We start from the raw sequence: 26,396 nt of genomic DNA, 5'->3' as shown, positions 1-26,396 counted from the left end.
AAGGAACGATGACCGCACTGAAGGAATTCGCTCGGCTCGAGACGATCGGCACCTGGCATCCGGAGCCGGGCGCCGAACCGCGTTCCGTGACAATTTCCTTCGGCGAGGCGACGCTCGTGTTGTGCGACGACAGCGGTCTGCCGGTGACGCATTGGTCGCTGCCGGCGCTGCACCGGCTCAACCCCAACCAGCGCCCCGCGATCTATGCCCCCGACGCGGAGGCCAGCGAAACGCTGGAGATCGACGACGACACGATGATCGGCGCGCTGGAGAAGGTGCGCCGCGCCGTGGCCGCGCGGCAGCCGCGGCCGGGGCGGCTCCGGCAGGGCGCGATCTGGGGCGGCACGGCGCTGGCGCTCGGTCTCGCCGTGTTCTGGCTGCCCGGCGCGCTGATGCAGCAGACGCTGAGCGTCGTGCCGCCGGGCAAGCGCTCCGAGTTCGGCGCGACGCTTCTAGGGATGGTGCAGGAGATCACCGGCCCGACCTGCCGCGACCCCTTGGGCAGCGAGGCGCTGGGCCGGATGCGCGACCGGCTGCTCGGGCGCAGCGGCGGTCAGATCGTGGTGGTACCAGAGGGGCTGGCCGGACCGCTCTACCTGCCCGGCGGCATCATCGTGCTGCCGCAGGAGATCATCGAGGCGACCGAGGATCCGGCGGTGGTGGCCGGTCACGTGCTCGCCACGGCCGCGAGCCGCAAGGAATCCGACCCGCTTGACGACCTGCTGCGCGAAGCGGGTTTCGGCACGGTGCTACGGCTGCTGACCACAGGTGACATCCCGACCGAGAAGCTGCAGCAGCAGGCACGCCACCTCGTGAGCACTCCGGCGCCGCGCGCGGATGATGCGGTGCTGCTCGACCAGTTCGCGGCCGCCGGCGTGCCGATCGGCCCCTGGGCCCGGGCCAGTGACCCCGACGGCGCCGTCTCGGCCGTGCTGGTCGCCGCCGAACCCGCCGCCACGGCCGGTCCGGTCCTGTCGGATGGCGACTGGGTCAGCTTGCAGGGCATCTGCCGAAACTGAGCTCCGGCCCGCCCGTCTCCCTATCTGCGTGCAAAGGCGTCGGCGTAGCCCGCCTTCCGCACCGAGCCCAGCACGCGGCCGAGCGTGGCCGCGTCGGCGAAGGGACCCGTCGCGACGATACGCATCTCGGTGCCGCCCTTGGTGACCCGCCCATGCGCCACAGGCAGCCCCATCGCCCGAAGGCGCGCCGCGGCGCGATCGGCATTGGCGCTCTGGGCGAAGGCCCCGATCTGCACGAAACGACCCTGCGAGGCGACAGCCGGGGCCACCGGGGCCGAACGGGTCGAGACACGGCTCACCAGAGCTGTTGGCACCGCCACCGGCGCAGCGGTCACGGGGGCCCGGACCTGTCCCGCCCCGGCCTGCTCGACGATGCGCACGCCGCGGTTCGGGTTCAGCCGGCCATCATCCCAAGCATTGCGATAGCCGCGCGGCGGCGACACCGGGTCGGGCATGGGCACCGCCGCGGCGGCGCGGCGCAGATCGCCCGCCGGATCGAGGAACGCCATGACGCCGGTGCCGCGCGGGGCCACGCGGGCGGCATTGCCGAGGCCCGAAGGCGACTGCGCCTGCGGACCGCAGCGGCGCGGTAGCGTCGAGGCACCGGTGACGGCGCGCCCCGATTCGGAGCCGAAATCGCAGGCCTGCGTCCCGGTGGGACCAGCCGGAAGGGCCGGCATCGCCGCAGCCAGCCGGCTGCCCGGCGCCGGAGCGGTTGCGTCGTGCGGGCCGCAGCTCACCGGCTCGCCGCTGTGCTTTAGCACGTAGCGGCGGCCCGTCGCGGCCATGTCGGCGCAGACGGCGGCGAGCGTCACCGCGCCGCGCAGCGGCGCGCCTGGACGGGTATCGCGGTCCTCGCCACAGATGATTGTCTCGCCGGTGCGGCTGCTGACATATCCCGGCTGCGGCCCGCTACGCCCGGCGCAGAAGGCGGCCCGGGTCAGCACCGGCGGCATGTCGCGCGCCACCGCCGGCTGCGGCGTCACCACACGCGGCGAGACAGGCGCGGCGGTGGCGCGGCGCGATGCCGGGCTGGCCTCGGCCCGCCGGGCCGGTGCGGGTGTGGCGGCGGGCCGGGATTCGGCTACGGCTGGCGCGGCCGCGGCAAGGCTCGGCTCGAACCCGCAAAGCGGCTCGCGGCTGCGGCTCATCCGCGGGATCCAGTTGGTCATGCCGCCGATCCCGGCGCGGATGAAGGCACAGCCCTCGCTATCGACATACTGGTTGGCGGCGTAGCTTTCGGGCGGGAACTCGGCCGGAATCGCCTCCTGCGCCATGGCTGGTCCGGCCACGGCCAAGGCCGCCACCGATGCGGCGAGAAATGTCCTGATCATGTTGCCCCTGCCCCCGGAGTGTTTTCCGAAACCATGGCGCAGCCCCGTCAACCTGTAAAGATTGCGCTACTTCGTTCCGAACATCCTGTCACCCGCATCCCCCAGTCCGGGCACGATGTAGCCGTGATCGTTCAGCTTCTCGTCGAGCGACGCGGTCACGATCGGCACGTCGGGATGCGCCTCCTTCATCCGCGCCACACCCTCGGGCGCCGCCAGCAGGCACAGGAAGATGATGTCCTTCGCCCCGGCCTTCTTGAGCATGTCGATCGCCGCGACCGAGGAGTTGCCGGTGGCGAGCATCGGGTCCACCGCGATGGTCAGCCGCTCGCCAAGATGGCTCGGCACCTTGAAGTAATACTCGACCGGCTGCAGCGTCTCGGGGTCGCGGTATAGACCGACAAAGCCGACCCGGGCCGAGGGGATCAGTTCGAGGATGCCGTCTAGCAGCCCGTTACCGGCGCGCAGGATCGAGATCAGCGCCAGCTTCTTGCCCTCGATCACCGGCGCAGCCATCGGCTGCATCGGCGTGTCGATCCGGGTCGAGGTCATCGGCAGGTCGCGCGTGACCTCGTAGGCCAGCAGCAGGCTGATCTCGCGCAGAAGCTGCCGGAAGCTCGCGGTCGAGGTGTCGGATTTGCGCATCAAGGTCAGCTTGTGCTGCACTAGTGGATGCGTGACGACGGTCAAATGTTGGTCGGTGTGGCTCATGCCGCCTCCAGTTTCTTCAGGATTTCCGCTCGCGTCGTCTCATCGCAGAAGGCCGCTTCGGCGGCTACCCTGTTGGCGACGCGCAGCCGCTCCTCCTCCCAGCCGAAATGCCGCTCCAGCATCTCGTATTCGTGGGTCATGGTGGTGCCGAACCAAGGCGGATCGTCGGTCGAGACGGTGACCCGCAGCCCACGGTCGCGCAGATCCTCGATCGGGTGGGACTTCCAATCCGGCACCGCGCCGAGCACGAGGTTCGACACCGGGCAGACCTCGAGCGTGACGCCCCGCTCGATCAGGTGATCGCAGAGCGCGTGGTCGGTCACGGCGTTGATGCCATGGCCGATGCGATCGCAGCCCAGCAGGTCAACGGTCTCGCGCACCATGTCAGGCCCGCCCCATTCGCCGGCATGGGCGGTGAGACCGAGCCCGGCCTCGCGCGCGGCGTCGAAGGCCCATGCGAAATCGCCGGGCCGGTGCATCATCTCGGCCCCGGCCATTCCGAAGCCGGTGATGAAGCGCCCCTTGGTTTCGGCGGCGCAGCGCGCAATCGGCTTCGCCGCCTCGGGACCCAGATGGCGCAGGCAGGTGACGATCCCGCGCGAGGTGATGCCCATGCGGCGCTCGGCCTCGTCGGCGGCATCCACCATCGCGTCGAGATAGTCGCGCCACGCGCCTAGATCGCCGCCACCGCAGAAATCGGGCGACAGGAAGAACTCGGTATAGACCACCCCCTGCTCGGCGCTCTGCTCCAGCACTGCCAGCATCAGCCGACGGAAGTCCTCGGGGCGCTGCAGCACCGTGCAGGCGGCATCATAGGCCTTGAGGAACCAGTCGAAATCGCCACGGACGTAACCGCCGTTCCCGTCGAAGATGCGGTCGATGTCGATGTGCTTTTCGTGCGCCAGCCCCTTGATGAAGGCGGGCGGGGCCGCGCCCTCGAGATGCAGGTGCAGCTCGACCTTCGGCAAAGAGCGGTAGCTCATGGCGCCGCCTCCGGGTCGGGTGCGGGAATACCGAGATGCCGGGCGGCGAGCGCGCCGACATCGGTGAAGCCCATCAGGCCGAGTTCGCGTGCGCCGAGACCGTGGCACAGCACCGGCACCCGCTCGCGCGTGTGGTCGGTGCCGGTGAAGGTGGGATCGTTGCCATGATCGGCGGTGACGATCACGAGATCGCCGTCGCGCAGCCGCGGCAGGATCTTTCCAAGCTCGACGTCGAACCATTCGAGGTGACGCGCATAGCCCGACACGTCGCGGCGATGGCCGAAATTGGTGTCGAATTCCACGAAATTAGCGAAGACCAATGCGCCATCGGCCGCCTCGTCCACGAGATCGGACAAATGATGCATCAGCTTCTCGTCGGGCCCCTTGCGCAGGTCGGTGACGCCGCGCATCGAGAAGATGTCGCCGATCTTGCCGACCGCATGCACGTCGCGGCCCTCCGCATGGGCGCTGTCGAGCAGCGTCCGTCCCGGCGCGGCGATGGCAAAATCGCGGCGGTTCGGGGTACGGGTGAAGCCTGTCGCCTCGTCGCCCACGAAGGGCCGCGCGATCACCCGGCCGACCTTCATGTCATGCAGCAGCGGCGCCACGTCGCGGCACATGTTCAGCAGCCGTTCGAGGCCGAAGCGCTCCTCATGGGCGGCGATCTGCAGGACGCTGTCGACCGAGGTGTAGCAGATCGGCCAACCGGTCCGCATGTGCTCGGCCCCCTCCTCCTCGATCACCGCCGTGCCGGAGGCGTGGCGGTTGCCGAGGATGCCGTCGGTGCCCGCCGCCTGCATCAGCGCCCGCGTCACCTCAGTCGGAAAGGCCGGGATCTCCTTGGGGAAGTAGTGCCAATCCCACGGCACCGGCACGCCCGCCAGTTCCCAGTGCCCAGAGGGCGTGTCCTTGCCGTTCGAGATCTCGGTCGCCGCGCCCCAGGCGCCCGAGGGCTCCGCCCCGAGGCCTGGCGCATCGAGGCCCGATGCCAGCGCGATGGCGCGCCCCAGCCCCATCGCGTCAAGCGTCGACAGCTTCAACGGGCCGGACCGGCCCTCCTCGGCGCGACCGGCGGCGCAGGCCTCGGCAATGTGGCCGATGGTGTTGGAGCCGGTGTCGGGGGTGTCGCCGTTGAAGAAGGCGTCGGCATCGGGCGCGCCGCCGATCCCGGCGCTGTCCATTACCAGAAGAAATACGCGCGTCATGGGTCCACCCTCCCTCGGACGAGGTCGTTGATCTGCGGCGCATCGCCGATCGCGATGGCCGCTCGCAGCGCCGCCTCGGCGCGGTCGGCGGCCTCGTCGCTCGCCGCATGAACCCGCGCCAGAAGGTCGCCGGGGCCAAGCTTCGCGCCGAGCCGGGCCACGTCGGACAGCCCCACCGCCGGGTCGATCCGGTCGGATTCGACCTTCCGCCCGCCGCCCAAGCCCACGACGGCATGGCCCAGCGCCTCGCCATCGATGGCGGCCAGGTACCCCGCCTCGGGGGCGGCCACGTCGCGGATCACGGGGGCCTTGGGCAGATGCGTGCGCCAGTCATCGGCCATGTCCGGCGGCCCGCCCAGGGCATGGATCATCGCGGCGAACCGTTCAAGTGCCCGGCCCGAGGCAATGGCATGGGCAATCTTCTCCTCGCCCTCGCCCTCCGCTCCGCCAGCAAGCGCCATGAGCCGTCCGCCCAGCGCCACGGTAAGATCATGCAGCCGCGGCGCGGCGAGCCGGTCGCCCGACAGCACCTCCATGATCACCGCCATCTCGGTCGCATTGCCCAAGGCAGGCGCGAGCGGCTCGTCCATGTCGGTCAGGAAGGCCGCAGTCGGGCAGCCCGCGCCGTTCGCCGTCGTCACCAGCGCCTCGGCCAGCGCGCGGGCCTCGGCCTCGGACTTCATGAAGGCGCCGGAGCCGACCTTGACGTCGAGCACGAGGCCTTCGAGCCCGGCCGCAAGCTTCTTCGACAGGATCGAGGCGGTGATCAGATCGATGCTGTCCACCGTGCCGGTCACGTCGCGGATCGCGTAGAGCCGCTTGTCGGCGGGGGCGATGCGGCCCGTGGCGCCGACGATGGCGCAACCGACGTCGCGGGTGATCGTGCGCAGCCGCGCCTCGTCAACCTGGGTCGACAGCCCCGGCACCGCCTCGAGCTTATCAAGGGTGCCGCCGGTATGGCCGAGACCCCGCCCGGAAATCATCGGCACGTAGACGCCGCAGGCCGCGAGCGCGGGCGCCAGCAGCAGCGAGACCGGGTCGCCGACGCCGCCGGTGGAATGCTTGTCGAGCACCGGGCCCGGCAGGTCCCAGCGCAGCCGGTCGCCGCTGTCGCGCATGCCGGTGGTGAGCGCGACGCGACCCGCCTCCCCCAGCCCCCGCAGGCAGACGGCCATGGCGAAGGCCCCGGCCTGCGCGTCGGAGACGGTGCCGTCGGCGAGGCCGCGGGTGAAACCGGCAATGGCCTCGGGCGGCAGCGTCTCGCCCCGGCGCAGCGCGGCGATCAGGCGGCTGGCCTCCATCAGGCGCGTTCCATCTGGTGCTGGTCGAAAGCGCCGGGCAGCAGCGCCCCGAGCGTCGTCTCGCTGGTGGTGCCATCGGTCGTGGCCAGCGTGACCTTCACGTCGCCGCGCCCGAACTCGGCGAGCTTCTGGCGGCAGCCGCCGCAGGGCGAGACCGGCACCGGGCTGTCGGCGATCACCGCCACCTCGGCGATCTCGCTGTCGCCAGCGGCGATCATCGCGGCGATCGCCCCGGCCTCGGCGCAGGTGCCCTCCGGATAGGCGACGTTCTCGACATTGACGCCGAGATGGACGGCGCCCGAGGTGGCGCGGATCGCGGCACCGACCTTGAAGTTGGAATAGGGGGCATAGGCGTTCTCGCGCACGCGGCGCGCGTCATCGACCAGCGTCATGGGTGGGCCTCCTCACGGGTTTGCCGAAAACACTGTCCCTCCCCCTGCCGTGATGCAAGTCCGTCCTCGCGGAACCCCTCTCCCGGGCTCCGGGTTTCCCCCGATGACAGGAGGGACCGAGATGATCGAACCGACCAAGGCCGTTCTGCCCGAAACCGAAGCCCGCACGGCGGGGGACCCCGACGCTCCGATGAACGACAGGCAGGCGGTACTGCTGCGCGAATTGTGCGACAGGACCGGCGAGGAATACGACGCCTCCCTGACCGAGCGGCAGGCCGATGAGCGGATAAGCGTGCTTCAGGAGCAGATCGCGGAGCGATAGGACTTTCGCGCCCCCTTGGGAAAGGTTTAATGCTGAACCATTCCGATCAGGGGGAGAAACGACGCGATGGCCGATAGCACAGACGACAACGCCCGCGCGGGCTCCGACAGCCTGCGGCAGGCGGCGCTCGACTACCATCGGCTGCCCAAGCCCGGCAAGCTGGAGATCCGCGCGACGAAACCGCTGGCCAATGGCCGGGATCTTTCCCGCGCCTATTCCCCCGGCGTCGCCGAGGCCTGCCTCGAGATCAAGTCCGACCCCGACACGGCCCGCGACTACACCTCTCGCGGCAACCTCGTCGCCGTCGTCACCAACGGCACTGCGGTGCTGGGGCTTGGCAATATCGGCGCGCTGGCCTCCAAGCCGGTGATGGAGGGCAAGGCGGTGCTCTTCAAGAAATTCGCGAATATCGACTGCTTCGACATCGAGCTGGAGCAGAGCGATCCTGAGAAGCTCGCCGAGATCGTCTGCGCCCTGGAGCCGACCTTCGGTGCGATCAATCTGGAGGACATCAAGGCGCCGGATTGCTTCATCGTCGAGAAGATCTGCCGCGAGCGGATGAACATCCCGGTCTTCCACGACGACCAGCACGGCACCGCCATCGTTGTGGGGGCCGCGGCCACCAACGCATTGCGCGTGGCGAAGAAGAGCTTCGACGAGATCAAGGTCGTCTCGACCGGCGGCGGCGCGGCGGGCATCGCCTGCCTCGACATGCTGGTCAAGCTCGGGGTGAAGCGCGAGAACATCTGGCTTTGCGACATCAACGGCCTCGTCCATGAGGGTCGCGAGGACGAGGCGATGACGCCGCAGAAGGCGGCCTTCGCGCAGCCCGGCGGGCCGCGCGGGCTCGGTGACGTCATCGATGGCGCCGACCTGTTCCTCGGCCTTTCGGGCCCGAACCTGCTGGCGCCCGAGATGGTGGCGCGCATGTCCGACCGGCCAATCATCTTCGCGCTCGCCAACCCGACGCCCGAGATCATGCCGGAGCTGGCGCGCGAGGTGAAACCGGACGCGATCATCGCCACGGGGCGCTCGGACCGACCGAACCAGGTCAACAACGTGCTGTGCTTCCCCTTCATCTTCCGCGGCGCGCTCGACGTGGGCGCGACCACGATCAACGACGAGATGAAGATCGCCTGCATCGAAGGCATCGCGGCTCTGGCCCGCGCCACCACCTCGGCCGAGGCCGCCGCCGCCTATAGTGGCGAACAGCTCAGCTTCGGGCCCGACTACCTGATCCCCAAGCCTTTCGACCCGCGGCTGATGGGCGTCGTCGCCTCCGCCGTCGCCAAGGCCGCTATGGAAACCGGCGTCGCGGCACGGCCGATCGACGACATGGACGCTTACAAGCGGCGTCTCGACAGCTCGGTGTTCAAATCGGCGCTGCTGATGCGGCCGGTCTTCGACGCCGCGCGCTCGGCCACCCGCAAGATCGTCTTCGCCGAGGGCGAGGACGAGCGGGTGCTGCGCGCCGCGCATGCGATCATCGAGGAGACCACGGACACGCCGATCCTGATCGGACGTCCCGACGTGATCGAGACCCGCTGCGAGCGCGCCGGGCTGACGATCCGCCCTGGCATCGACTTCGAGATCGTGAACCCCGAGAACGACCCGCGCTACCGCGACTACTGGGGCACCTATCACGAAATCATGGCGCGCAAGGGCGTGACCCCCGATCTCGCCAAGGCGATCATGCGCACCAACACCACCGCGATCGGCGCGGTGATGGTGCATCGCGAGGAGGCCGACAGCCTGATCTGCGGCACCTTCGGGCAGTATCTATGGCACCTCAACTACATCGAGCAGGTGCTCGGCACCAAGGAATTGCGCCCGGTCGGCGCCCTGTCCCTGATGATCCTCGAGGACGGACCGCTCTTCGTCGCCGACACCCAAGTCCATGCAGAGCCCAGTCCCGCGCAGATCGCCGAGACGGTGGAGGGCTGCGCCCGGCACATCCGCCGCTTCGGCATCGCGCCGAAGATCGCCCTGTGCTCGCATTCGCAATTCGGCAATCTCGACATCTCCTCGGGACGCCGGATGCGCGCCGCGCTGGAGATCCTCGACGCCGAGCCGCGCGATTTCGCCTATGAGGGCGAGATGCATGTTGATGCCGCGCTTGATCCCGAGCTGCGCGAGCGGACCTTCCCCGGTGCACGCCTATCCGGAGCCGCGAACTGCCTCGTCTTCGCCAACACCGACGCGGCCTCGGGCGTGCGCAACATCCTCAAGATGAAAGGCGCGGGCCTTGAGGTCGGGCCGCTGCTGATGGGGATGGGCAACCGGGCTCATATCGTGACGCCCTCGATCACCGCGCGCGGGCTGCTCAACATGTCGGCTATCGCCGGCACGCCGGTCGCGCATTACGGCTGAGATTTACGGGGGAGGCGCGACCTCCCCCGTGCTTCATTCTCCAAAAAGGCGAACACCGCCGCCCCGGCCGAAAGGGGCGGCGTCGGGGCGCGCGTGACGCTTGCCCCAAAGCCTTGCCCGGGCGTAGGATTCCGTCCGGAGGGAGGACGGATATGACTTATGCGGACGTCTATGAGAGCTGGCGCTCGGACCCCGAGGGGTTCTGGATGGGTGCGGCGCGCGCCATCGACTGGCACCGTTTCCCGAGCCGGGCCCTGTCGGAAGAGGCCGATCCGGTCCCGCTCTGGTATCCCGATGGCATGGTCAATGGCTGCCACAACGCGCTCGACCGGCACGTGGCCGAGGGACGCACGCATGATGTGGCGATCATCCATGACAGCCCGGTCACCGAAAGCCGCACCGAGATCACCTATGGCGAACTTCTGGGTCGGGTCGCGCGGCTGGCGGGCGCGCTGAAGGCGCGCGGCGTGACCAAGGGCGACCGCGTCGTCATCTACATGCCGATGATCCCCGAGGCGCTGGAGGCGATGCTGGCCTGCGCCCGGATCGGCGCGATCCACTGCGTCGTCTTCGGCGGCTTCGCGGCGCGCGAACTCGCCGTGCGCATCGACGACTGCAAGCCGAAGGCGATCCTTGCCGGCTCCTGCGGGATCGAGCCGCACCGCGTCGTTGCCTACAAGCCGCTGCTGGACGCGGCGCTGATCGAGGCCGAGCACAAGCCGGAATTCTGCGTGATCCTGCAGCGCCCGCAGGCGATGGCCGGGATCGAGCACGGCCGCGACATCGAATGGCACGATTTCCAGGAGGAGGCCGAGCCCGCCGACTGCGTGCCGGTCGAGGCCAACCACCCCGCCTATATCCTCTACACCTCCGGCACGACGGGAAAGCCCAAGGGCGTGGTGCGCCCCACCGGCGGGCATCTGGTGGCGCTGCATTGGACCATGAAGAACGTCTACGCCACCGACCCCGGCGAGGTGTTCTGGGCCGCCTCCGACGTCGGCTGGGTCGTGGGCCACAGCTATATCTGCTACGGCCCGCTGATCCACGGCAACACCACGCTGATCTACGAGGGCAAGCCGGTGGGCACGCCCGATGCGGGCGCCTTTTGGCGCGTGATCGCCCGCAACAAGGTCCGCACCTTCTTTACCGCCCCCACGGCGCTGCGCGCGATCAAGCGCGAGGATCCCGAGGGGCGGATGGCGCGGGATCACGACCTCTCGGGGCTGCGGGCGATCTACCTCGCGGGCGAGCGGGCCGATCCGGACACGGTGGCCTGGGCGCGCGAGATCACGAATGTCCCGGTCTACGATCACTGGTGGCAGACCGAGACTGGCTACACCATCACCGGGAACCCGGTGGGGATCGAGCCCCTGCCGGTCAAGGACGGCTCCTCGACCGTGCCGATGCCGGGCTACGACATCCGCATCCTCGACGAGACGGGACAGGAGAAGCCGCGCGGCACCTTGGGCGCGGTGGCGATCCGGCTGCCGCTGCCGCCGGGCACTCTGATCGGGATCTGGGGCGACGAAGCGCGGTTCCGGCGCAGCTACCTTTCCGCCTATCCCGGCTTCTACGCCACCGGCGATGCCGGGATGATCGACGAGGACGGCTATGTCTCGATCCTCTCCCGGACCGACGACGTGATCAACGTGGCCGGGCACCGTCTCTCGACGGGCGGCATGGAGGAGGTTCTGGCCGATCATCCCGACGTCGCCGAATGCGCGGTGATCGGCGTCGCCGACCCGCTCAAGGGGCAGCTGCCGATGGGGTTCCTCTGCCTCAACCGCACCTGCGCCAGACCACCCGAGGAGATCTTGCGCGAAGCGGTCGATCTGGTGCGCGAACGCATCGGCCCGGTCGCGGCGTTCCGGCTCGCCGTGGTGGTAGAGCGGTTACCCAAGACCCGTTCGGGCAAGATCCTGCGCTCGACCATGGCGAAGCTCGCCGATGGCGAGGATTTCGCGATGCCCGCCACCATCGACGACCCCGCGATCCTCGATGAGCTGCGCGCGGCGATCGCGCCGCTGGGCTACGGCGTGCCGAGAGAGGCGGTGAGCTGAGCGCCGCTCAGGCGAACTGCTCGCGGATCAGCCGCTCCTCCAGCCCGTGGCCGGGGTCGAACAGGATGCGGTGCCGCACCCGCGGCTCCGAGCGGATCTCGACCGCGATCACGTCGCGCACCAGCCGGCTGTCGGCATCGGCCATCACCGGCCGCTTGTCGGCCTCCAGCACCTCGAAGCGCACGGTGGCGGCGGTGGGCAGCAGCGCGCCGCGCCAGCGCCGGGGCCGGAACGGCGCGATGGCGGTGAGCGCCAGCACGTCGGCCCCGATCGGCAGGATCGGGCCATAGGCGGAGTAGTTGTAGGCGGTCGAGCCCGCGGGCGTGGCGACCAGCGCCCCGTCGCAGACCAGTTCCTCGAGCCGCACCCGCCCATCTACGATCACCTTCAGCTTGGCCGCCTGCGGCCCCGCGCGCAAAAGGCTCACCTCGTTGATCCCGAGGCCCCGATGCATCTCGCCCGAGGATGTCTCGGCGGTCATGGCCAGCGGGTTGATGATCGCCTCCTCGGCGGCGGCGAGCCGATCCGGCAGGTCGTCCTCTGAGAATGCGTTCATCAGGAAGCCCACGGTGCCGCGATTCATCCCGTAGACCGGCAGGTCGAGCCCCTCGGTCGCGTGCAGCGTCTGCAACATAAAGCCGTCGCCGCCCAGCGCCACCACGACATCCGCCTCGTCCAGCGGGCTGTCGCCGTATCGTTCCGCGAGCCGTGCCCGCGTCTCCTGCGCAATGCTGGCCTCGCTGGCCAGAAAGGCGATGCGGTCGGTGCCCAAATCTCTTTCCCCCCGGATGCTGCGCCTAGTTTGTCGGCCAGCGCTTCCCGAAAGGCAAGCGGCGGGCGATTTCGCCGCGAAGCGCCCATGCTGCGACGGTTTCGGGGCTTTTGGCCCTCTTGTCGCTGGGTTAAGAGAGCCGCGACGCAACCCCGCACGAGGTGTCCGAGATGAACGCATCCACCCGCGACGACGGCTTCTTCACCGAGAAGCTCGCCACCCGCGACCCCGAGATCGCCAAGGCGATCACCGACGAGCTCGGCCGCCAGCGCCACGAGATCGAGCTGATCGCGAGCGAGAACATCGTCTCGGCCGCCGTGCTCGAAGCGCAGGGCTCGGTGCTCACCAACAAATACGCCGAAGGTTACCCGGGGCGCCGCTATTACGGCGGCTGCCAGTTCGCCGACGTGGCCGAGAACCTCGCCATCGACCGCGCCAAGCAGCTCTTCTCCTGCGAATTCGCCAACGTGCAGCCCAACTCCGGCTCCCAGGCGAACCAGGGCGTGTTCCAGGCGCTGCTGCAGCCCGGCGACACCATCCTCGGCATGAGCCTCGACGCGGGCGGCCACCTGACCCATGGCGCCAAGCCGAACCAGTCGGGCAAGTGGTTCAACGCGGTGCAGTACGGCGTGCGCCAACAGGACCAGCAGATCGACTACGACCAGATCCAGGCGCTCGCGACCGAGCACCAGCCGAAGATGATCATCGCTGGCGGCTCGGCGATCCCGCGGATCATCGACTTCCCGCGGATGCGCGAGATCGCCGACAGCGTCGGCGCCTGGCTGCTCGTCGACATGGCGCATTTTGCGGGTCTGGTGGCTGCGGGCATCTACCCCTCGCCCTTCCCGCACGCGCATGTGGCCACCACCACGACCCACAAAACCCTGCGCGGCCCGCGCGGCGGCATGATCCTCACCAATGACGAGGCCATCGCCAAGAAGGTCAATTCGGCGATCTTCCCGGGCATCCAGGGCGGCCCGCTGATGCATGTCATCGCCGGCAAGGCCGTGGCCTTCGGCGAGGCGCTGCGTCCCGAGTTCAAGGCCTACCAAGAACAGGTGGTAAAGAACGCACAGGCGCTTGCCGACCAGCTGATGAAGGGCGGCCTCGACATCGTGACGGGCGGCACCGACAGCCATTTGATGCTCGTCGATCTGCGCCCCAAGGGCGTGAAGGGCAACGCCACCGAGGACGCGCTGGGCCGCGCCCACATCACCTGCAACAAGAACGGCATCCCCTTCGACCCGGAGAAGCCGGCCGTGACCTCCGGCATCCGCCTCGGCTCGCCCGCGGGCACGACGCGCGGCTTCGGCGAGGCCGAGTTCCGGCAGATCGCCGACTGGATCGTCGAGGTGACCGAAGGGCTCGCGGCCAACGGGCCCGAGGGCAATGCCGAGGTCGAGGCGAAGGTACGCGGCGAGGTCGAGGAACTCTGCAAGCGCTTCCCGCTCTACCCCGAGCTCTGAAAACGTCGGCGCGGGGTCAGAGGACCTCGCGCCACAACACGCCCGCGATCAGCGCGGCGATGAGGATCGTGGCGACGGTGCGCGCCCGCTTGATCCAGACCGCCCGGCGCAGCGCCTGCCGCAGCTCGTCCGGCTCCTCGGCCATCAGCCAGCTTTGCACGGTGACATAGGCCGTCTCCACCCGCTCCATGTCGATCGCCTCGGCGCGGCCGGGCAGCTTGGCCACCGCCTCGGCGGCGGCGAGGAATCGGGCGCGCGACAGGATCTCGGGGGGCAATGCCGGCGCGGCGCGGTCGAGCCTGTCACCAAGGTTGCGGCCCTCGACCCCCGCCCTGTCGGACAGAAGCCGGGAAATCTCGCGCGTCCAGACGGTTATCATGGTGCGGTCCATGTCTTGTGTTAGCGCCCCCGCGCCCGGCACTCAATGGTCCGTATCGGCATCACCGGGACTGGCGTCCGGCGCTTGCGGCGCTACAACATGCCCCATGCTGAACACCATCCTCACCGGAGAGCCCTCCGACCGCCCGCCCCTTTTGATCGTCCACGGCCTGTTCGGCTCGGCCCGCAACTGGGGCGTCATCGCACGCCGCCTGGGCGAGGACCGGCAGGTCATCGCCGTGGACATGCGCAACCACGGCGACAGCCACTGGACCGAGCGCCACGACTACTTCGGCATGGCCGAGGATCTGGCCGAGGTGCTGGAGCATCACGGGGTCTCGGACGTGCTGGGCCACTCCATGGGCGGCAAGGCGTCGATGGTGCTCGCCCTTACCCGCCCCGACCTCGTGCGCCGCCTCGTGGTCGCCGACATCGCGCCGGTGACCTATGGCCACGACCAGATCGACAACATCCGCAAGATGAAGCAGGTCGATCTGGAGGCCATCGCCAGCCGTGCCGAGGCGACCGAGATGATGGGCGATCTGGAGGCCGCGACGGCGGCGTTCTTCCTGCAGTCGCTGGATCTTCAGGAGAAACGCTGGAAGCTGAACCTCGACGTGTTGGAACGCGATATGGAAACGATCCTCGGCTTTCCGGAGGTCGAGGGCCGCTTTGACGGCCCTGCCCTGTTCCTGTCGGGGGCGAACTCGTCCTACGTGACCGAGGACCACCATGACGCGATCCGGGCGCTCTTTGCCGAGCCGAACTTCGAGGTGATCGAGGGTGCCGGGCACTGGCTGCACGCGGAAAAGCCGCGCGAGGTCGAGGCGGCGGTCAGGGGCTTTCTCGAAGGCTGAGACCCGCCTCGCGCCGGTGTGATCATCGGCGCGGGGAACGCTTTCGCAGCCGGAACATTACATGAACTCCAACACAGGAGATCATGACATGACCGACAACCCCAATAGCCACCCGCAGGGCAACGCCAAGAAGAGCCCCGAGGATTGGGTCACCGGCGACGAACCGATGACCGGCGCGCAGGCGAGCTATCTCAAGACGCTGTCCGAGGAGGCCGGTGAGGAGTTCGACGACGGGCAGACCAAGGCCGAGGCCAGCGAGCGGATCGATGCGTTGCAGGAAAAGAGTGGGCGGGGGAGATGAACAATCTATTTGACTACTTATCAGAAAAAAAGACTTGAAGCTGATCTAAAGTTTTCAGAAAATCTTTTGGAAGTTCGCTTTCAGATATTTCATCTACAACGCGCGAAGGAGTCAAAGATACCTTAAAGTTCTTCTGCACGTAATCCGCCATTTCAGTAAATACCGCCTTCCCTGGAACCACGGATATTCTGCCATGCTCATCTCGCCAAGAGCTTTCGAAGGACTGACTCTCTTCAGTACTTAGACCAGTAACGTCTACCTTCGGATTTCTCTCAAGCTCAAAACTAATTCTAGAACCCGATCGTCTTGCTGAGGTTGATACCTTACATGCCTCAATAGCATTATCTAGCCTTACCTGAATGATAGATTCTAGATCCGCTGGCAGATTATCTCTCGCATACTTCCTCACGACTCTCCCAATTGCCACAGGCACCAGTAGAATGTTCTCGAGCTCCTTGAAAGGCAAAACAAAACACTTAACTTCGGCATCCCGCATTTTCGCGGTAAAGTCTGCCACTTCGAGGTCCGACCTATAATCTCTATCAAATATCGCAGCAACCTTCACCTCAAAATCAAAAAACTTATTGAACACCCAAGATGTGGTCGATACCCTTAACCAATTCGAAAACCCGTCTGTTTTCATGACTGTTATCGATGCATCATTTAGAAAGTCAGATTTGAGAAATTTTCCTGCGACTTTGGACAGAATGCGCGCATCCTTCCCTTCTAAATACAGCACTTTTCTGGTTCGGGCCAACCTAGCAAACTGAGCATTTTCCGAACTGCCGATGGCATTATAAACCTCGGCATAGCCGTCATCGCCCTTGATCCTTTTAGCTGATCGACCCGTTGGCCGAACAATCAGAACATCCCCAGGTTCAACATCATTAATTATCTCAGTTGAATGTGTAGCAATAAAATATTGCCCGGACTTTTTAGTTACATACCTGAGAAGCTTATGTTGCAAATCAGGGTGCAAATACACATCCGGCTCATCCAGAACAACAATCGAGTTCTTGTCGGCATGCAATAAGTGCATCACTGATTGCATCCAAACCTGAAAGCCGAAGCCCGCCCATTGAATTTCCCGGACATGCGGCCCATCCCGAAAAAACATCCTTACGAATGATTTCCCCGGTGCGTAAGGCTCTAATTCAGGCTTGCGTACCCTAATTCCCGGCCAGCCCATCTCCACGAGGTCTGCAAATTTCTCGAAGTCCTCGGAGGACTGGTGAAGCCAAAAATTTCTGAAGTTTCGACTGGCCAGTCGACTGTAGCGGTTCCGCTCTACAGTTACTTGCTGAACTAGCTCCTCATTTTGTTCAAGAGGGCTAAGCGTGGGTATCACAATGAATTTTGCCCCAAACTCTCGCTCAAGAAACCTAGTATTCTTCTGTGGCTCAGAACTTGAAGCCACGAAGCTCTCGATGTCATCGTCGGGCGAAATTCGGATGACGAACTTGCTGCCGTTAGATGCATCGAATATTATTTCGGCATACCCAGAACCAAAGTTATGGACGCAGTGTCTGAGCTCGCTTTGCACGGCTGAATGAGGAATAAAGTACGTCGAGCAAACGCCATAAGGCCCCTGAGATTTCAACTTAGGGGCGCGCTTGCTCGCACTACGGATTACATCAAACGCTATTCTAAAGGCATCAAGTACAGTAGATTTTCCAGCGTTGTTTGGCCCTACCAGTACATTCCGCTCTCTGGCCGAAAGTTTGAAGTGGGCGAAACTCTTATAATCCTTGAACTCGATCGATCGAATAAATACAGGGGCCAAACAATCCAGTCCTATTAGCTATCCATCTTCAACGCAGAGATGAACGCCTCCTGCGGAATGTCCACCTTGCCGAACTGGCGCATCTTCTTCTTACCCGCCTTCTGCTTGTCTAGAAGCTTGCGCTTACGCGTCGCGTCGCCGCCATAGCACTTGGCGGTCACGTCCTTGCGCATCGCCGACAGCGTCTCGCGGGCGATCACCTTGCCGCCGATCGCGGCCTGGATCGGGATCTTGAACATGTGGCGGGGGATCAGCTCCTTGAGCTTTTCCACCATCGCCCGGCCGCGCATCTCGGCTCGGTCGCGATGCACCATCATCGACAGCGCGTCGACCGGCTCGTCATTGACGAGGATCGACATCTTGACGAGGTTGTCCTGCCGGTAGCCGGTGATCTGATAATCGAAGGACGCATAGCCCTTGGTCACCGATTTCAGCCGGTCGTAGAAGTCGAACACCACCTCGTTGAGCGGCAGGTCGTAGACCACCAGCGGGCGCGAGCCGGCATAGGTCAGCTCGATCTGGATGCCGCGCCGGTCCTGGCACAGCTTGAGCACGTCGCCCAGATAGTCGTCGGGGACCATGATCGTCGCCTTGATCCGCGGCTCTTCGATATGGTCGACATGGGTGAGGTCGGGCATGTCGGCAGGGTTGTGCAGCTCGTGCATCGTGCCGTCGCGCATGTGGACGTGGTAGACCACGGAAGGAGCAGTCGTGATCAGGTCGATATCGTATTCGCGGTCGATCCGGTCGCGGATCACCTCGAGATGCAGCAGACCAAGGAAGCCGCAGCGGAAGCCGAAGCCGAGCGCGGCCGAGGTCTCCATCTCGTAGGAGAAGGAGGCGTCGTTCAGCGCCAGCTTCTCGATCGCGTTGCGCAGATCCTCGAACTCGGCCGAATCCACGGGGAACAGCCCGCAGAACACCACCGGCACCGATGGGGCGAAGCCCGGCAGCGGCTTGTCCGCGCCCTTCTTCTCGTGGGTGATGGTGTCGCCGACCTTGGTGTCGCGCACCTGCTTGATCGAAGCGGTGAGAAAGCCGATCTCGCCCGGCCCCAGCTCATCCACGGGGAGCATGCCGGGCTTGAACACGCCGATCCGGTCGACCTGATGGATCGTGCCGTTCTGCATGAACTTGATGCGGTCGTTCTTCTTCAGCACGCCGTCCATGATCCGCACGAGAACCACGACGCCGAGATAGAGGTCGTACCACGAATCGACCAGCATCGCCTTCAGCGGCGCGTCGCGGTCGCCCTTAGGCGCGGGCAGGCGGTGCACGATGGCCTCGAGCGTCTCGCGGATGCCCTCGCCGGTCTTGGCCGAGACCAGCATCGCCTCGGAGGCGTCGATGCCGATCACGTCCTCGATCTGCTCCTTGATCCGGTCCGGCTCGGAGGCCGGCAGGTCGATCTTGTTGAGGACCGGGACGATCTCGTGATCCGCGTCGAGCGCGTGGTAGACGTTGGCCAGCGTCTGCGCCTCGACCCCTTGGGTCGAATCGACGACCAGCAGCGAGCCCTCGACCGCGCGCATGGAGCGGGAGACCTCGTAGGCAAAGTCGACATGGCCGGGCGTGTCGATCAGGTTGAGCACATAGGTCTCGCCGTTCAGCGCCTTGTAGTCGATGCGGACGGTCTGCGCCTTGATGGTGATGCCGCGCTCGCGCTCGATGTCCATGCTGTCGAGCAGCTGGGCCTTCATCTCGCGGTCCTGCACCGTCCCGGTCGACTGGATCAGCCGGTCGGCAAGCGTCGATTTACCGTGGTCGATATGGGCCACGATGGAGAAGTTGCGGATGTGCGAAAGCTCGGTCATGGCCCGCATATGAAGGGGTTCGAGCTTTCGGTCAATGGGGCGGCGCGGCGGCTGCGCGCGCATGCGCTCACGCCATCGTGAGAGAGCCGCGGCGGCGGCGCGGCGCGGTCGAATTGCGCAAGGCTGCGGAGTGCGGCATCTTGGCGCCCGGCAGAGCAGCACCGCGATCCGGGACAACCCGGGCCGGTCAGACGGGGAATACGGGCATGCGCATCATCATTTCCATCATCGCGCTTACGGCGCTGGCGGCTTGCGGCGGCGGGCGACCCACCGGCGCGATCAGCCGCGCCTGCGAGGCGAGCGACCGGCCCGGCGCCAACCCGGCGCTGTGCTCTTGCGTGCAGGGCGCGGCGAACGCGACGCTCACGGGAAGCGAGCAGCGCCGGGCGGCCAAGTTCTTCAAGGATCCGCAAAAGGCGCAGGACACGCGGCAGGCCGAGGGGTCGGGCGCGTTCTGGAGCCGCTACAAGGCCTTTGCCGACCGCGCCGAGGCGATCTGCCGCTGAGGCTGGACAGGCGGCGTCCACGCCGCGACAAGAGGCCATGAGCATCGAGATCGAAGATCTGGCCACGCGTCTCGTCGCGGGCGAGCGGCGGGCGCTGGCGCGGGCGATCACGCTGGTGGAAAGCACCCGCGCCGATCACCGCGCCGCGGCCGAGGCATTGCTGGACCGGCTCGCCGATCCTGACCGCACAGCGCTGCGCGTCGGGCTCTCGGGCACGCCCGGCGTCGGCAAGTCGAGCTTCATCGAGGCGTTGGGGCTGCGACTCGTGGCAGATGGTCACCGCGTGGCGGTACTCGCGGTCGATCCTTCGTCGGCCCGCTCAGGCGGCTCGATTTTAGGTGACAAGACGCGGATGGAGCGGCTGAGCCGCGAGGCCCGCGCCTTCATCCGCCCCTCCCCCGCCGCCGCCCAGCTGGGCGGCGTGGCCCGCCGCACCCGCGAGGCGATGCTGCTGTGCGAGGCGGCGGGCTTCGACGTGGTGATCGTCGAAACGGTGGGTGTGGGCCAGTCCGAGACGCTGGTGTCGCGGATGACCGACGTGTTCCTGCTGCTGCTGGCACCCGCGGGCGGTGACGAGTTGCAGGGGGTGAAGCGCGGCATCATGGAAATCGCCGACCTTGTGCTCGTCAACAAGGCCGATGGCGACCTCGCGGCCCAGGCGCAGCGCACCCGCGCCGACTACGCGGGCGCGCTGCGCCTGATGCGCCGACGCGACACCGATCCCGAGGGCATCCCGGCCGCGCGCACCGTCTCGGCGCTCACCGGCGGCGGTCTCGCCGAGGCCTGGGCCGAGGTGGAACGGCTGGCCCGTTGGCGGCGCGACAGCGGCGTGACGGCGCGTGTACGCGCCGCGCAGGCGGGCCAGTGGTTCGAGGACGAGTTGCGCGCAGGTCTCGAAGCCCTGCTTGCCTCGGACAGCGAACTCGCCGCGCGGCTGGAACGTCTGCGCGCCGAGGTCGAGACCGGTCGCGCCGCGCCCGGCGCTGCGGCGCGCGCGGCGCTCGATCCGCTGGTTCGGGCGCTGCGGGACGCTTGACGCGGCCATGGAATCCCCGTAAGGCCCCCTGACCGAATTCATGGCCCGGCCCCGTTGCCGACGCCGTATCCGTGCCTTCGGGCTCGGATTTCTGCCAGGCCCCGAGACACGAAGGATGAGACCATGTCGCGCCGCTGCGAACTGACCGGAAAAGGCCCGATGACTGGCAACAATGTCAGCCACGCCAACAACAAGACCCGTCGCCGCTTCCTGCCCAACCTGCAGGATGTGACGCTGCTGTCCGACACGCTGGGCCGCGGCTTCAAGTTCCGCGTCTCGTCGCACGCGCTGCGTTCGGTCGATCACCGCGGCGGCCTCGACGCCTTCCTCGCCAAGGCGAAGGAAGAGGACCTGTCGGCGGCCGCGCTGAAGGTCAAGAAAGAGCTCGCGAAGGCCGCTTCGGCCACCGCCTGATCCATTCGGATCGCGAAGACCAAGGCCCGGCCCTCCCGCGAGGCGCCGGGCCTTTTCGCATGCCATCGACTTTGTTCCTGAAATACGCCGGGGGAGCCGCCCAGCGGGCGGCGGGGGCAGCGCCCCCTGCCCGGCCAGACCGAGGCGCGACATGACCCGACTGCCGATCGACGATGCCCTGCCCGAGTTGCTCGCCGCGCTGGAGAGCAAAGGACAGGCGGTGCTGATGGCCCCGCCCGGAGCCGGCAAGACGACGCGGGTGCCCTTGGCGATGCTCGATCGCATCCCCGGCCGCATCGTCATGCTGGAGCCGCGTCGCCTCGCCGCGCGCGCGGCGGCCATGCGGATGGCCGCGACGCTAGGGGAACGGGTCGGTGAAACGATAGGCTTCCGCATCCGGGGCGAGGCCAAGGTCTCCAAGGCGACGCGGATCGAGGTCGTGACCGAAGGCATCTTGACGCGGATGATCCAGTCCGACCCCGAATTGTCGGGCGTCGGGGCGGTGATCTTCGACGAGTTCCACGAACGCTCGCTCAACGCCGATCTCGGCCTCGCCCTATGCCTCGAGATCCGCGGCGCCCTGCGCGAGGATCTGGTGCTCGTCGCGATGTCGGCGACCCTCGATGCGCAGCCCGTGGCGGATTTGATGGGCGCGCCGGTTGTGATCTCCGAAGGGCGCAGCTTTCCGGTCGAAACCCGCTGGCTCGACCGGCCGCTCGGGCCCCGCGCCCGGTTGGAGCCGGAGCTGGCGGCGCTGGTGGAGCGCGCGGCGGCCGAGGCGGCGGGCTCGATCCTCGTCTTCCTGCCCGGGGAGGGCGAGATCCGGCGGGTGCAGGGCCTGCTGGAGGGACGGCTTCGCGATTGCGAGGTGCTGCCGCTCTATGGCGCGCTGCCGCCGGCGCAGCAGGCGGCGGCGCTCGAGCCCGGCACGGGCCGCCGGGTGGTGCTGGCCACCGCCATCGCCGAGACCTCGCTGACGATCCCCGACATTCGCGTCGTCGTCGATGCGGGCCGCGCCCGCCGGGCCCGGTTCGACCCGGGCTCCGGCATGTCGCGGCTGGTCACCGAGAGGGTCACCCGGGCCGAGGCGGCGCAGCGGGCGGGCCGTGCGGGCCGGGTCGCGCCCGGCGTGGCATACCGGCTCTGGACCCGCGGCGAGGAGGGCGCGCTCGCGGCCTTTCCGGACCCGGAGATCGCCAGCGCCGATCTCGCGCCGCTGGCGCTCGAACTGGCGCTGTGGGGCGCGCAGTCCCTACCCTTCCTGACGCCGCCGCCTGCCCCGGCGCTCGCCGAGGCGCAGGCGCTCCTGCGCGATCTGGGCGCGCTCGACGGCATGGGCACGATCACCGCGCATGGTCGCCGCCTCGCCGCGCTGCCGCTGCATCCGCGACTCGGCCACATGCTGGAGACCGCCGGAGCGCAGGCAGCGCCACTGGCCGCGCTGATGGGCGAGCGCGACCCGATGCGCGGTGCCGGCGCCGACCTGTCCCTGCGCCTCGCCGCGATCGCCGGACGCCGCGATTTGCCTGCTCCGCCCGACATGGGCGCGCTGTCGCGGATCCGCGACGAGGCAAGGCGGTTATCGCGCGGCCGCGCCCAGGGTCCGGAAATGTCGTCGGCCGCGATGGCCGCGCTCGCCTATCCCGACCGGATCGGGCTGAGGCGGCCCGGCGACGATCCGCGATGGCTGCTGTCCGGCGGGCGCGGCGCGGTGATGCCGAGCTCGGACGCCCTCGCGGGGGCGCGGCTGATCGTGGCGACGGATCTCTCGGACGATGTGCCCGAGGCCCGCATCCGCCTCGCCGCCCGGATCGAGGAAGCGGAACTGCGCGAGGTCTTCGCAGACCGGATCGAGGAGGTCGCCCTGTGCGAATGGTCGAGGCGCGAGAACCGCGTCACGAGCCGGCTGCAGGAACGGCTCGGCGCGATCGCGCTCTCGGACCGGATCTGGCGCGACGCGCCCGAGGATGGGGTCGCGCGCGCCATGCTCGACGGGGTGCGCCAACTCGGCCTGCGCCCCTCCCCCGCCGCGGAGCGGTTCCGCGCCAGGGTGCGGCTGGTGCGCGCGGGCGGTGCCGACCTGCCCGACCTGTCGGACGAGGTACTGATGGAGCGGCTGGAAGAGTGGCTGCTGCCCTATCTGGGCGGCGTGAAGACCGCCGGCGATTGGAAGGGCTTCGACCTGTTGGGCCCGTGGCGGGCGATGCTCGACTGGAACCAGTCCCAGTTTCTCGACCGCGAAGCCCCGCCCGCCTACACCACGCCGCTGGGTCGGCAGGTGCCGATCGATTACGGTGACGCTCAGCCCGAGGTCTCGCTCAGGCTACAGGAGGTCTTCGGCGTCACTAGGCACCCCACGATCGGTGGCACGCCGCTGAAGATGACGCTGCTGTCGCCCGCAGGTCGGCCGGTGCAGGTGACCGACGACCTGCCCGGTTTCTGGGCCAGCTCCTATGCGGATGTACGCAAGGACATGCGCGGCCGCTATCCCCGCCATCCCTGGCCCGAGGATCCCACCGAGGCGGCACCGACCCTGCGCGCCAAGCCACGGGGGACGTAGCGGCAATCGGCCGATATGCTTCAGTTCGCCAAGGAAGCTGAATGGGTCAGATTGCATTACCTGTTCATGATGTTATGTTACCCGGCACAAGAACAAGAACGGTACGCGTTATCCGAGGCAGCCTTATGACCCCCAAGGACCTTCCGGGCGAGATGTCCGGCAGTTACACCACCCCAATCCACCGGCAGCTTGCTGCCCTGTGCCATCGCAAGGGCAAGAAGGGTCGCGAGGTGCTTCTCGTCACCTCATCCGAGGGGCGTTGGATCCTGCCCAAGGGCTGGCCGATCGAGGGCATGCGCGACAGTGACGCCGCCCTCGTCGAGGCCTGGGAGGAGGCCGGGGTGCGCGAGGGCAAGGTCAAGCGCAAGCCGGTCGGCACCTTCGTCGCGGTCAAGCTGTCGAAGCATGGCGACGAGGAGATCTGCGTCACCCGCGTCTTCGAGGTCAAGGCCAAGACCGTGCTCGACGATTATCCCGAGGTGAAGCGACGCGACCGCCGCTGGGTCCCGGCCAAGGTGGCGGCGCGGCTGGTCACCGAGGACGGGCTGCGCGAGATCCTGCGCGAGATGTGAGAGCTCAGCGCGCGCCGATCAGCCGGTCGATCACCTGCATCAGCGTCTCTCCCTCGGCATCGGCGGGGGCCATCACGGCGCTGCGCGGCCGGCCGCTCCGGGCGACGTAGCCGGTGATCAGCCCGGCGCTCCGCGCGCCCTGCACGTCCCAGCCATGCGCCGCGACAAGGGCAAGCCGCTCGGGCGCGACGTCGATCCGCGCGGCGGCGTGGTGATAGACCTGTGCGGCGGGCTTCCAGCGGCCCGGCTCGTCGACCGAGATCACCTGGCCCACGAAATCCGACAGCCCGTTGCGCTCGACCAGCGCGCGGGCGACCTTTTCGCTGCCGTTGGTAAGGATGGCGACCGGCAGGCCGTCGCGTTTCAGCCGCTGCATGGCGGGCAGCACGTCGGGTTCGGCGTCGAGTTCGGTAAAGCCCGAAAGGATCGCCTCGATCTTGGTGTCGCGCCCCTCGATTGCTTGCGCTTTCATCATCGCGTCGAGCGTGGCTTCCGCGATCTCGCGAAACGGCTTGTAGATGTCGAGCGCGCAGAGTGCGAAGGCATCACGCAGCATCTGCGCGAACCACGTCTCCAAGGTGTGGCCAGGAAGCCCCGCCGCTTCGATACGCGGCCGCAGGCTTTCGAGGGAGAACAGGGTTTCCACCGCGTCGAAGGCGATGGCGTCGGGGCGGGTCATGGGGCGGTCTCCGGGCAGTGCGTCCGGGGCCAACGCGGGCCGCCGGGCCGCGTTCCCGTGGCGCTCAGATGGCGCGGGCGTAGTGCAGGAGCTGCAGCGGCACGCCGCGCAGCTCGGCCGGCGGCAGGTCGCGTCCGGTGGGCGTGAAGCCATTGGCCTCGAGCACCCGGATCGAGGCGGCGTTGCGGGTGGCCACCTTCGCTTCTAGGCGCGCGATCCCAGCATCCCGCGCCAGCGCGATCGCCGCCGCCAGCGCCGCCTTGGCGAGACCCCGTCCCGCATGGTCGGGGCCGATCCGGTAGCCGACCTCAGCGCACAGCCCCTCGGGCGTCTCGGTAAGGCCGGTAAGATTGACCCGCCCCATGATCTCGCCCCCGGGGCTGCGGACCAGATAGAACCGGTCCCGCCCGGCCTCCGGCCCCTCCAGCAGCTCGCGCAGGAACCCGCGCAGCGTCTCGGGATCGAAATAGCCCGCAGGGCGCGGCGGCACCTCGCGCTCGAACCAGTCGCTGCTGGCCATCTCGAACGCCGCCAGCGCCTCGGCGTCCTCGATCTCGAGCGGCTCTAGGCGAAATTCGGGCGTCACGCGCCCAGGCACCAACGCATCACCGCCTTTTGCGCGTGCAGCCGGTTCTCGGCCTCGTCGAAGATCACCGAGTTTGGTCCGTCCATCACCTCGCTCGTCGCCTCGTCGTCGCGATGCGCGGGCAGGCAATGCATGAACAGCGCGTCGGGCTTGGCCCGGCCCATCAACTCGGCATTGACCTGGTAGCCGCGCAGCTGGTTGTGACGCCGCTCCTTCGCCGATTGCGGATCGTGCATCGACACCCAGGTGTCGGTGACCACGAGATCCGCACCTTCGACCGCCGCCATCGGGTCGCGAACGATCTCGATATTGGCGCCTGCCTCCCTGCACGCCGCGAGGATCTCGGGATCGGGGTCAAGCGGCTTCGGGCCGGTAAAGACGAGATCGAAGCCGAACCGGGCGCTCGCATGGGCGAAGCTCGCGAAGACGTTGTTGCCGTCGCCCGACCAGACCACCCGGCGCCCCTTGATCGGGCCGCGATGCTCTTCGAAGGTCATGATATCGGCCATGATCTGGCACGGATGGGTGCGGTTGGTCAGGCCGTTGATCACCGGGACCGTAGCGTTCTCGGCCATCTCCAGCAGGGTCTGTTCCTCGAAGGTCCGGATCATGATCAGGTCGACATAGCGCGACAGCACCCGGGCCGTGTCGGCGATGGTCTCGCCGTGGCCGAGTTGCATGTCGGCGCCGGACAGCACCATGGTCTGGCCGCCCATCTGGCGCACGCCGACATCGAAGCTCACCCGCGTGCGGGTCGAGGGCTTTTCGAAGATCAGCGCCACCATGCGTCCGTCGAGCGGCTTTTCGTCGTCGCACATGCCCTTCGGGCGGCCCCCGCGCGCATCCTTCATGGCGCGGGCATGGTCGATCATCGTGCGCAGATCGTCCGTGGGAGTGGGCAGGATGTCGAGGAAATGGGTCATGTCGGTCTCCCGGGTCGGATGGCGGAGGGGGGGGCGCTGCCCCCCGTCGCTTGCG

General features: G+C 67.6%; 25 protein-coding genes. 12 read left to right on the top strand and 13 right to left on the bottom strand.

Going from position 1 to position 26,396, the window contains the following annotated elements; genetic code table 11:
* Positions 1-8 precede the first annotated feature (8 nt).
* Complete coding sequence (locus tag LOS8367_RS06180) at positions 9-1,019, top strand: hypothetical protein (protein ID WP_085895619.1); 1,011 nt, start codon at positions 9-11, stop codon at positions 1,017-1,019.
* A gap of 20 nt (positions 1,020-1,039) precedes the next feature.
* Here LOS8367_RS06180 and LOS8367_RS06175 read toward each other — a convergent pair whose 3' ends face one another.
* The 6 genes from LOS8367_RS06175 to LOS8367_RS06150 all read right to left on the bottom strand — a co-directional run bounded on the left by LOS8367_RS06175 (position 1,040) and on the right by LOS8367_RS06150 (position 6,942).
* The gene (locus LOS8367_RS06175) at positions 1,040-2,353 is read right to left on the bottom strand and encodes an SPOR domain-containing protein (protein ID WP_133056294.1); all 1,314 of its coding nucleotides are present in this window, start codon (positions 2,351-2,353) and stop codon (positions 1,040-1,042) included.
* A gap of 66 nt (positions 2,354-2,419) precedes the next feature.
* Complete coding sequence (gene upp / locus LOS8367_RS06170) at positions 2,420-3,061, bottom strand: uracil phosphoribosyltransferase (protein ID WP_085895617.1); 642 nt, start codon at positions 3,059-3,061, stop codon at positions 2,420-2,422.
* Positions 3,058-4,044 carry an adenosine deaminase gene (locus LOS8367_RS06165; protein WP_085895616.1) on the bottom strand — a complete coding sequence of 329 codons (987 nt, stop codon included), beginning with the start codon at positions 4,042-4,044 and terminating at the stop codon, positions 3,058-3,060. The genes upp and LOS8367_RS06165 overlap by 4 nt, the downstream gene beginning before the upstream one ends.
* Positions 4,041-5,249, bottom strand: coding sequence for a phosphopentomutase (locus LOS8367_RS06160; protein ID WP_085895615.1), 1,209 nt, complete (start codon positions 5,247-5,249; stop codon positions 4,041-4,043). Before LOS8367_RS06160 ends, LOS8367_RS06165 begins: the two co-directional genes overlap by 4 nt.
* Positions 5,246-6,550 (bottom strand): thymidine phosphorylase, encoded by a 1,305-nt coding sequence (locus tag LOS8367_RS06155; RefSeq protein WP_085895614.1) that lies wholly within the window; start codon positions 6,548-6,550, stop codon positions 5,246-5,248. The genes LOS8367_RS06160 and LOS8367_RS06155 overlap by 4 nt, the downstream gene beginning before the upstream one ends.
* Complete coding sequence (locus LOS8367_RS06150) at positions 6,550-6,942, bottom strand: cytidine deaminase (RefSeq protein WP_085895613.1); 393 nt, start codon at positions 6,940-6,942, stop codon at positions 6,550-6,552. Before LOS8367_RS06150 ends, LOS8367_RS06155 begins: the two co-directional genes overlap by 1 nt.
* A 121-nt stretch (positions 6,943-7,063) precedes the next feature.
* Between LOS8367_RS06150 and LOS8367_RS06145 the strand changes: the two genes are divergently transcribed.
* The 3 genes from LOS8367_RS06145 to LOS8367_RS06135 all read left to right on the top strand — a co-directional run bounded on the left by LOS8367_RS06145 (position 7,064) and on the right by LOS8367_RS06135 (position 11,694).
* Positions 7,064-7,264 (top strand): hypothetical protein, encoded by a 201-nt coding sequence (locus LOS8367_RS06145; protein WP_085895612.1) that lies wholly within the window; start codon positions 7,064-7,066, stop codon positions 7,262-7,264.
* A 66-nt stretch (positions 7,265-7,330) separates the two neighbouring features.
* On the top strand, positions 7,331-9,634 hold the full coding sequence (locus tag LOS8367_RS06140) for an NADP-dependent malic enzyme (protein WP_085895611.1): 2,304 nt from the start codon (positions 7,331-7,333) through the stop codon (positions 9,632-9,634).
* A gap of 152 nt (positions 9,635-9,786) precedes the next feature.
* A complete protein-coding gene (locus tag LOS8367_RS06135; RefSeq protein ID WP_085895610.1) occupies positions 9,787-11,694 on the top strand; it encodes an AMP-binding protein in 1,908 nt (635 codons plus the stop codon).
* A 7-nt stretch (positions 11,695-11,701) separates the two neighbouring features.
* Here the strand turns inward: LOS8367_RS06135 and LOS8367_RS06130 are convergent, their stop codons facing one another.
* On the bottom strand, positions 11,702-12,466 hold the full coding sequence (locus LOS8367_RS06130) for an NAD kinase (protein ID WP_085895609.1): 765 nt from the start codon (positions 12,464-12,466) through the stop codon (positions 11,702-11,704).
* A 170-nt stretch (positions 12,467-12,636) separates the two neighbouring features.
* On the opposite strand from LOS8367_RS06130, the gene glyA reads away from it, so the two are divergent.
* Positions 12,637-13,932, top strand: a complete 1,296-nt coding sequence (glyA, locus tag LOS8367_RS06125) for a serine hydroxymethyltransferase (RefSeq protein WP_085895608.1) — start codon at positions 12,637-12,639, stop codon at positions 13,930-13,932.
* Positions 13,933-13,948: 16 nt separating this feature from the next.
* On the opposite strand, the gene LOS8367_RS06120 is transcribed toward glyA, so the two are convergent.
* Entirely contained in the window at positions 13,949-14,311 is a 363-nt protein-coding gene (locus tag LOS8367_RS06120; RefSeq protein WP_133056293.1) for a hypothetical protein, read from the bottom strand.
* Between the two features lie 106 nt (positions 14,312-14,417).
* Here LOS8367_RS06120 and LOS8367_RS06115 point away from each other — a divergent pair, with 106 nt between their 5' ends.
* Positions 14,418-15,167, top strand: coding sequence for an alpha/beta fold hydrolase (locus LOS8367_RS06115; RefSeq protein WP_085895606.1), 750 nt, complete (start codon positions 14,418-14,420; stop codon positions 15,165-15,167).
* Between the two features lie 88 nt (positions 15,168-15,255).
* Positions 15,256-15,468, top strand: coding sequence for a DUF3072 domain-containing protein (locus tag LOS8367_RS06110; RefSeq protein WP_085895605.1), 213 nt, complete (start codon positions 15,256-15,258; stop codon positions 15,466-15,468).
* 13 nt (positions 15,469-15,481) lie between these two features.
* Here LOS8367_RS06110 and LOS8367_RS06105 read toward each other — a convergent pair whose 3' ends face one another.
* Together LOS8367_RS06105 and lepA are read right to left on the bottom strand one after the other, a co-directional pair.
* Entirely contained in the window at positions 15,482-17,251 is a 1,770-nt protein-coding gene (locus tag LOS8367_RS06105) for an ATP-dependent nuclease (RefSeq protein WP_165761395.1), read from the bottom strand.
* A 14-nt stretch (positions 17,252-17,265) separates the two neighbouring features.
* On the bottom strand, positions 17,266-19,065 hold the full coding sequence (lepA, locus tag LOS8367_RS06100) for a translation elongation factor 4 (RefSeq protein WP_085895891.1): 1,800 nt from the start codon (positions 19,063-19,065) through the stop codon (positions 17,266-17,268).
* Between the two features lie 206 nt (positions 19,066-19,271).
* Here lepA and LOS8367_RS06095 point away from each other — a divergent pair, with 206 nt between their 5' ends.
* The 5 genes from LOS8367_RS06095 (at position 19,272) to LOS8367_RS06075 (ending at position 24,153) form a co-directional block, all read left to right on the top strand.
* Positions 19,272-19,571, top strand: coding sequence for an arginine transporter (locus LOS8367_RS06095; protein ID WP_085895603.1), 300 nt, complete (start codon positions 19,272-19,274; stop codon positions 19,569-19,571).
* A gap of 37 nt (positions 19,572-19,608) precedes the next feature.
* On the top strand, positions 19,609-20,607 hold the full coding sequence (meaB, locus tag LOS8367_RS06090) for a methylmalonyl Co-A mutase-associated GTPase MeaB (protein ID WP_106534997.1): 999 nt from the start codon (positions 19,609-19,611) through the stop codon (positions 20,605-20,607).
* 123 nt (positions 20,608-20,730) lie between these two features.
* Positions 20,731-21,021, top strand: a complete 291-nt coding sequence (gene rpmB, locus LOS8367_RS06085; protein WP_085895602.1) for a 50S ribosomal protein L28 — start codon at positions 20,731-20,733, stop codon at positions 21,019-21,021.
* A gap of 151 nt (positions 21,022-21,172) precedes the next feature.
* A complete protein-coding gene (hrpB, locus tag LOS8367_RS06080; RefSeq protein WP_085895601.1) occupies positions 21,173-23,581 on the top strand; it encodes an ATP-dependent helicase HrpB in 2,409 nt (802 codons plus the stop codon).
* A 125-nt stretch (positions 23,582-23,706) separates the two neighbouring features.
* Positions 23,707-24,153, top strand: coding sequence for an NUDIX hydrolase (locus LOS8367_RS06075; RefSeq protein ID WP_242665516.1), 447 nt, complete (start codon positions 23,707-23,709; stop codon positions 24,151-24,153).
* A gap of 4 nt (positions 24,154-24,157) precedes the next feature.
* On the opposite strand, the gene LOS8367_RS06070 is transcribed toward LOS8367_RS06075, so the two are convergent.
* From LOS8367_RS06070 to argF, 3 genes are all read right to left on the bottom strand, one after another.
* Positions 24,158-24,832 carry a haloacid dehalogenase type II gene (locus LOS8367_RS06070; RefSeq protein ID WP_165761394.1) on the bottom strand — a complete coding sequence of 225 codons (675 nt, stop codon included), beginning with the start codon at positions 24,830-24,832 and terminating at the stop codon, positions 24,158-24,160.
* A 64-nt stretch (positions 24,833-24,896) separates the two neighbouring features.
* The gene (locus tag LOS8367_RS06065; RefSeq protein WP_165761393.1) at positions 24,897-25,418 is read right to left on the bottom strand and encodes a GNAT family N-acetyltransferase; all 522 of its coding nucleotides are present in this window, start codon (positions 25,416-25,418) and stop codon (positions 24,897-24,899) included.
* Positions 25,415-26,341, bottom strand: a complete 927-nt coding sequence (gene argF, locus LOS8367_RS06060; protein ID WP_085895598.1) for an ornithine carbamoyltransferase — start codon at positions 26,339-26,341, stop codon at positions 25,415-25,417. The genes LOS8367_RS06065 and argF overlap by 4 nt, the downstream gene beginning before the upstream one ends.
* Positions 26,342-26,396 lie beyond the last annotated feature (55 nt).

It is taken from the genome of Limimaricola soesokkakensis (assembly GCF_900172345.1).
GTDB classification, from domain to species: Bacteria; Pseudomonadota; Alphaproteobacteria; order Rhodobacterales; family Rhodobacteraceae; genus Limimaricola; species Limimaricola soesokkakensis.
The sequence above is the reverse complement of the archived record's forward strand: the minus strand, read 5'-3'. Positions and strand labels throughout refer to the sequence as shown.

Bases quoted from the DNA above. Each gene is read 5' to 3' on its own strand.
- LOS8367_RS06180 (WP_085895619.1), top strand. From the start codon at position 9: ATGACCGCACTGAAGGAATTCGCTCGGCTCGAGACGATCGGCACCTGG.
- LOS8367_RS06175 (WP_133056294.1), bottom strand. From the start codon at position 2,353: ATGATCAGGACATTTCTCGCCGCATCGGTGGCGGCCTTGGCCGTGGCC.
- upp (WP_085895617.1), bottom strand. From the start codon at position 3,061: ATGAGCCACACCGACCAACATTTGACCGTCGTCACGCATCCACTAGTG.
- LOS8367_RS06165 (WP_085895616.1), bottom strand. From the start codon at position 4,044: ATGAGCTACCGCTCTTTGCCGAAGGTCGAGCTGCACCTGCATCTCGAG.
- LOS8367_RS06160 (WP_085895615.1), bottom strand. From the start codon at position 5,249: ATGACGCGCGTATTTCTTCTGGTAATGGACAGCGCCGGGATCGGCGGC.
- LOS8367_RS06155 (WP_085895614.1), bottom strand. From the start codon at position 6,550: ATGGAGGCCAGCCGCCTGATCGCCGCGCTGCGCCGGGGCGAGACGCTG.
- LOS8367_RS06150 (WP_085895613.1), bottom strand. From the start codon at position 6,942: ATGACGCTGGTCGATGACGCGCGCCGCGTGCGCGAGAACGCCTATGCC.
- LOS8367_RS06145 (WP_085895612.1), top strand. From the start codon at position 7,064: ATGATCGAACCGACCAAGGCCGTTCTGCCCGAAACCGAAGCCCGCACG.
- LOS8367_RS06140 (WP_085895611.1), top strand. From the start codon at position 7,331: ATGGCCGATAGCACAGACGACAACGCCCGCGCGGGCTCCGACAGCCTG.
- LOS8367_RS06135 (WP_085895610.1), top strand. From the start codon at position 9,787: ATGACTTATGCGGACGTCTATGAGAGCTGGCGCTCGGACCCCGAGGGG.
- glyA (WP_085895608.1), top strand. From the start codon at position 12,637: ATGAACGCATCCACCCGCGACGACGGCTTCTTCACCGAGAAGCTCGCC.
- LOS8367_RS06120 (WP_133056293.1), bottom strand. From the start codon at position 14,311: ATGATAACCGTCTGGACGCGCGAGATTTCCCGGCTTCTGTCCGACAGG.
- LOS8367_RS06115 (WP_085895606.1), top strand. From the start codon at position 14,418: ATGCTGAACACCATCCTCACCGGAGAGCCCTCCGACCGCCCGCCCCTT.
- LOS8367_RS06110 (WP_085895605.1), top strand. From the start codon at position 15,256: ATGACCGACAACCCCAATAGCCACCCGCAGGGCAACGCCAAGAAGAGC.
- lepA (WP_085895891.1), bottom strand. From the start codon at position 19,065: ATGACCGAGCTTTCGCACATCCGCAACTTCTCCATCGTGGCCCATATC.
- LOS8367_RS06095 (WP_085895603.1), top strand. From the start codon at position 19,272: ATGCGCATCATCATTTCCATCATCGCGCTTACGGCGCTGGCGGCTTGC.
- meaB (WP_106534997.1), top strand. From the start codon at position 19,609: ATGAGCATCGAGATCGAAGATCTGGCCACGCGTCTCGTCGCGGGCGAG.
- rpmB (WP_085895602.1), top strand. From the start codon at position 20,731: ATGTCGCGCCGCTGCGAACTGACCGGAAAAGGCCCGATGACTGGCAAC.
- hrpB (WP_085895601.1), top strand. From the start codon at position 21,173: ATGACCCGACTGCCGATCGACGATGCCCTGCCCGAGTTGCTCGCCGCG.
- LOS8367_RS06075 (WP_242665516.1), top strand. From the start codon at position 23,707: ATGACCCCCAAGGACCTTCCGGGCGAGATGTCCGGCAGTTACACCACC.
- LOS8367_RS06070 (WP_165761394.1), bottom strand. From the start codon at position 24,832: ATGACCCGCCCCGACGCCATCGCCTTCGACGCGGTGGAAACCCTGTTC.
- argF (WP_085895598.1), bottom strand. From the start codon at position 26,341: ATGACCCATTTCCTCGACATCCTGCCCACTCCCACGGACGATCTGCGC.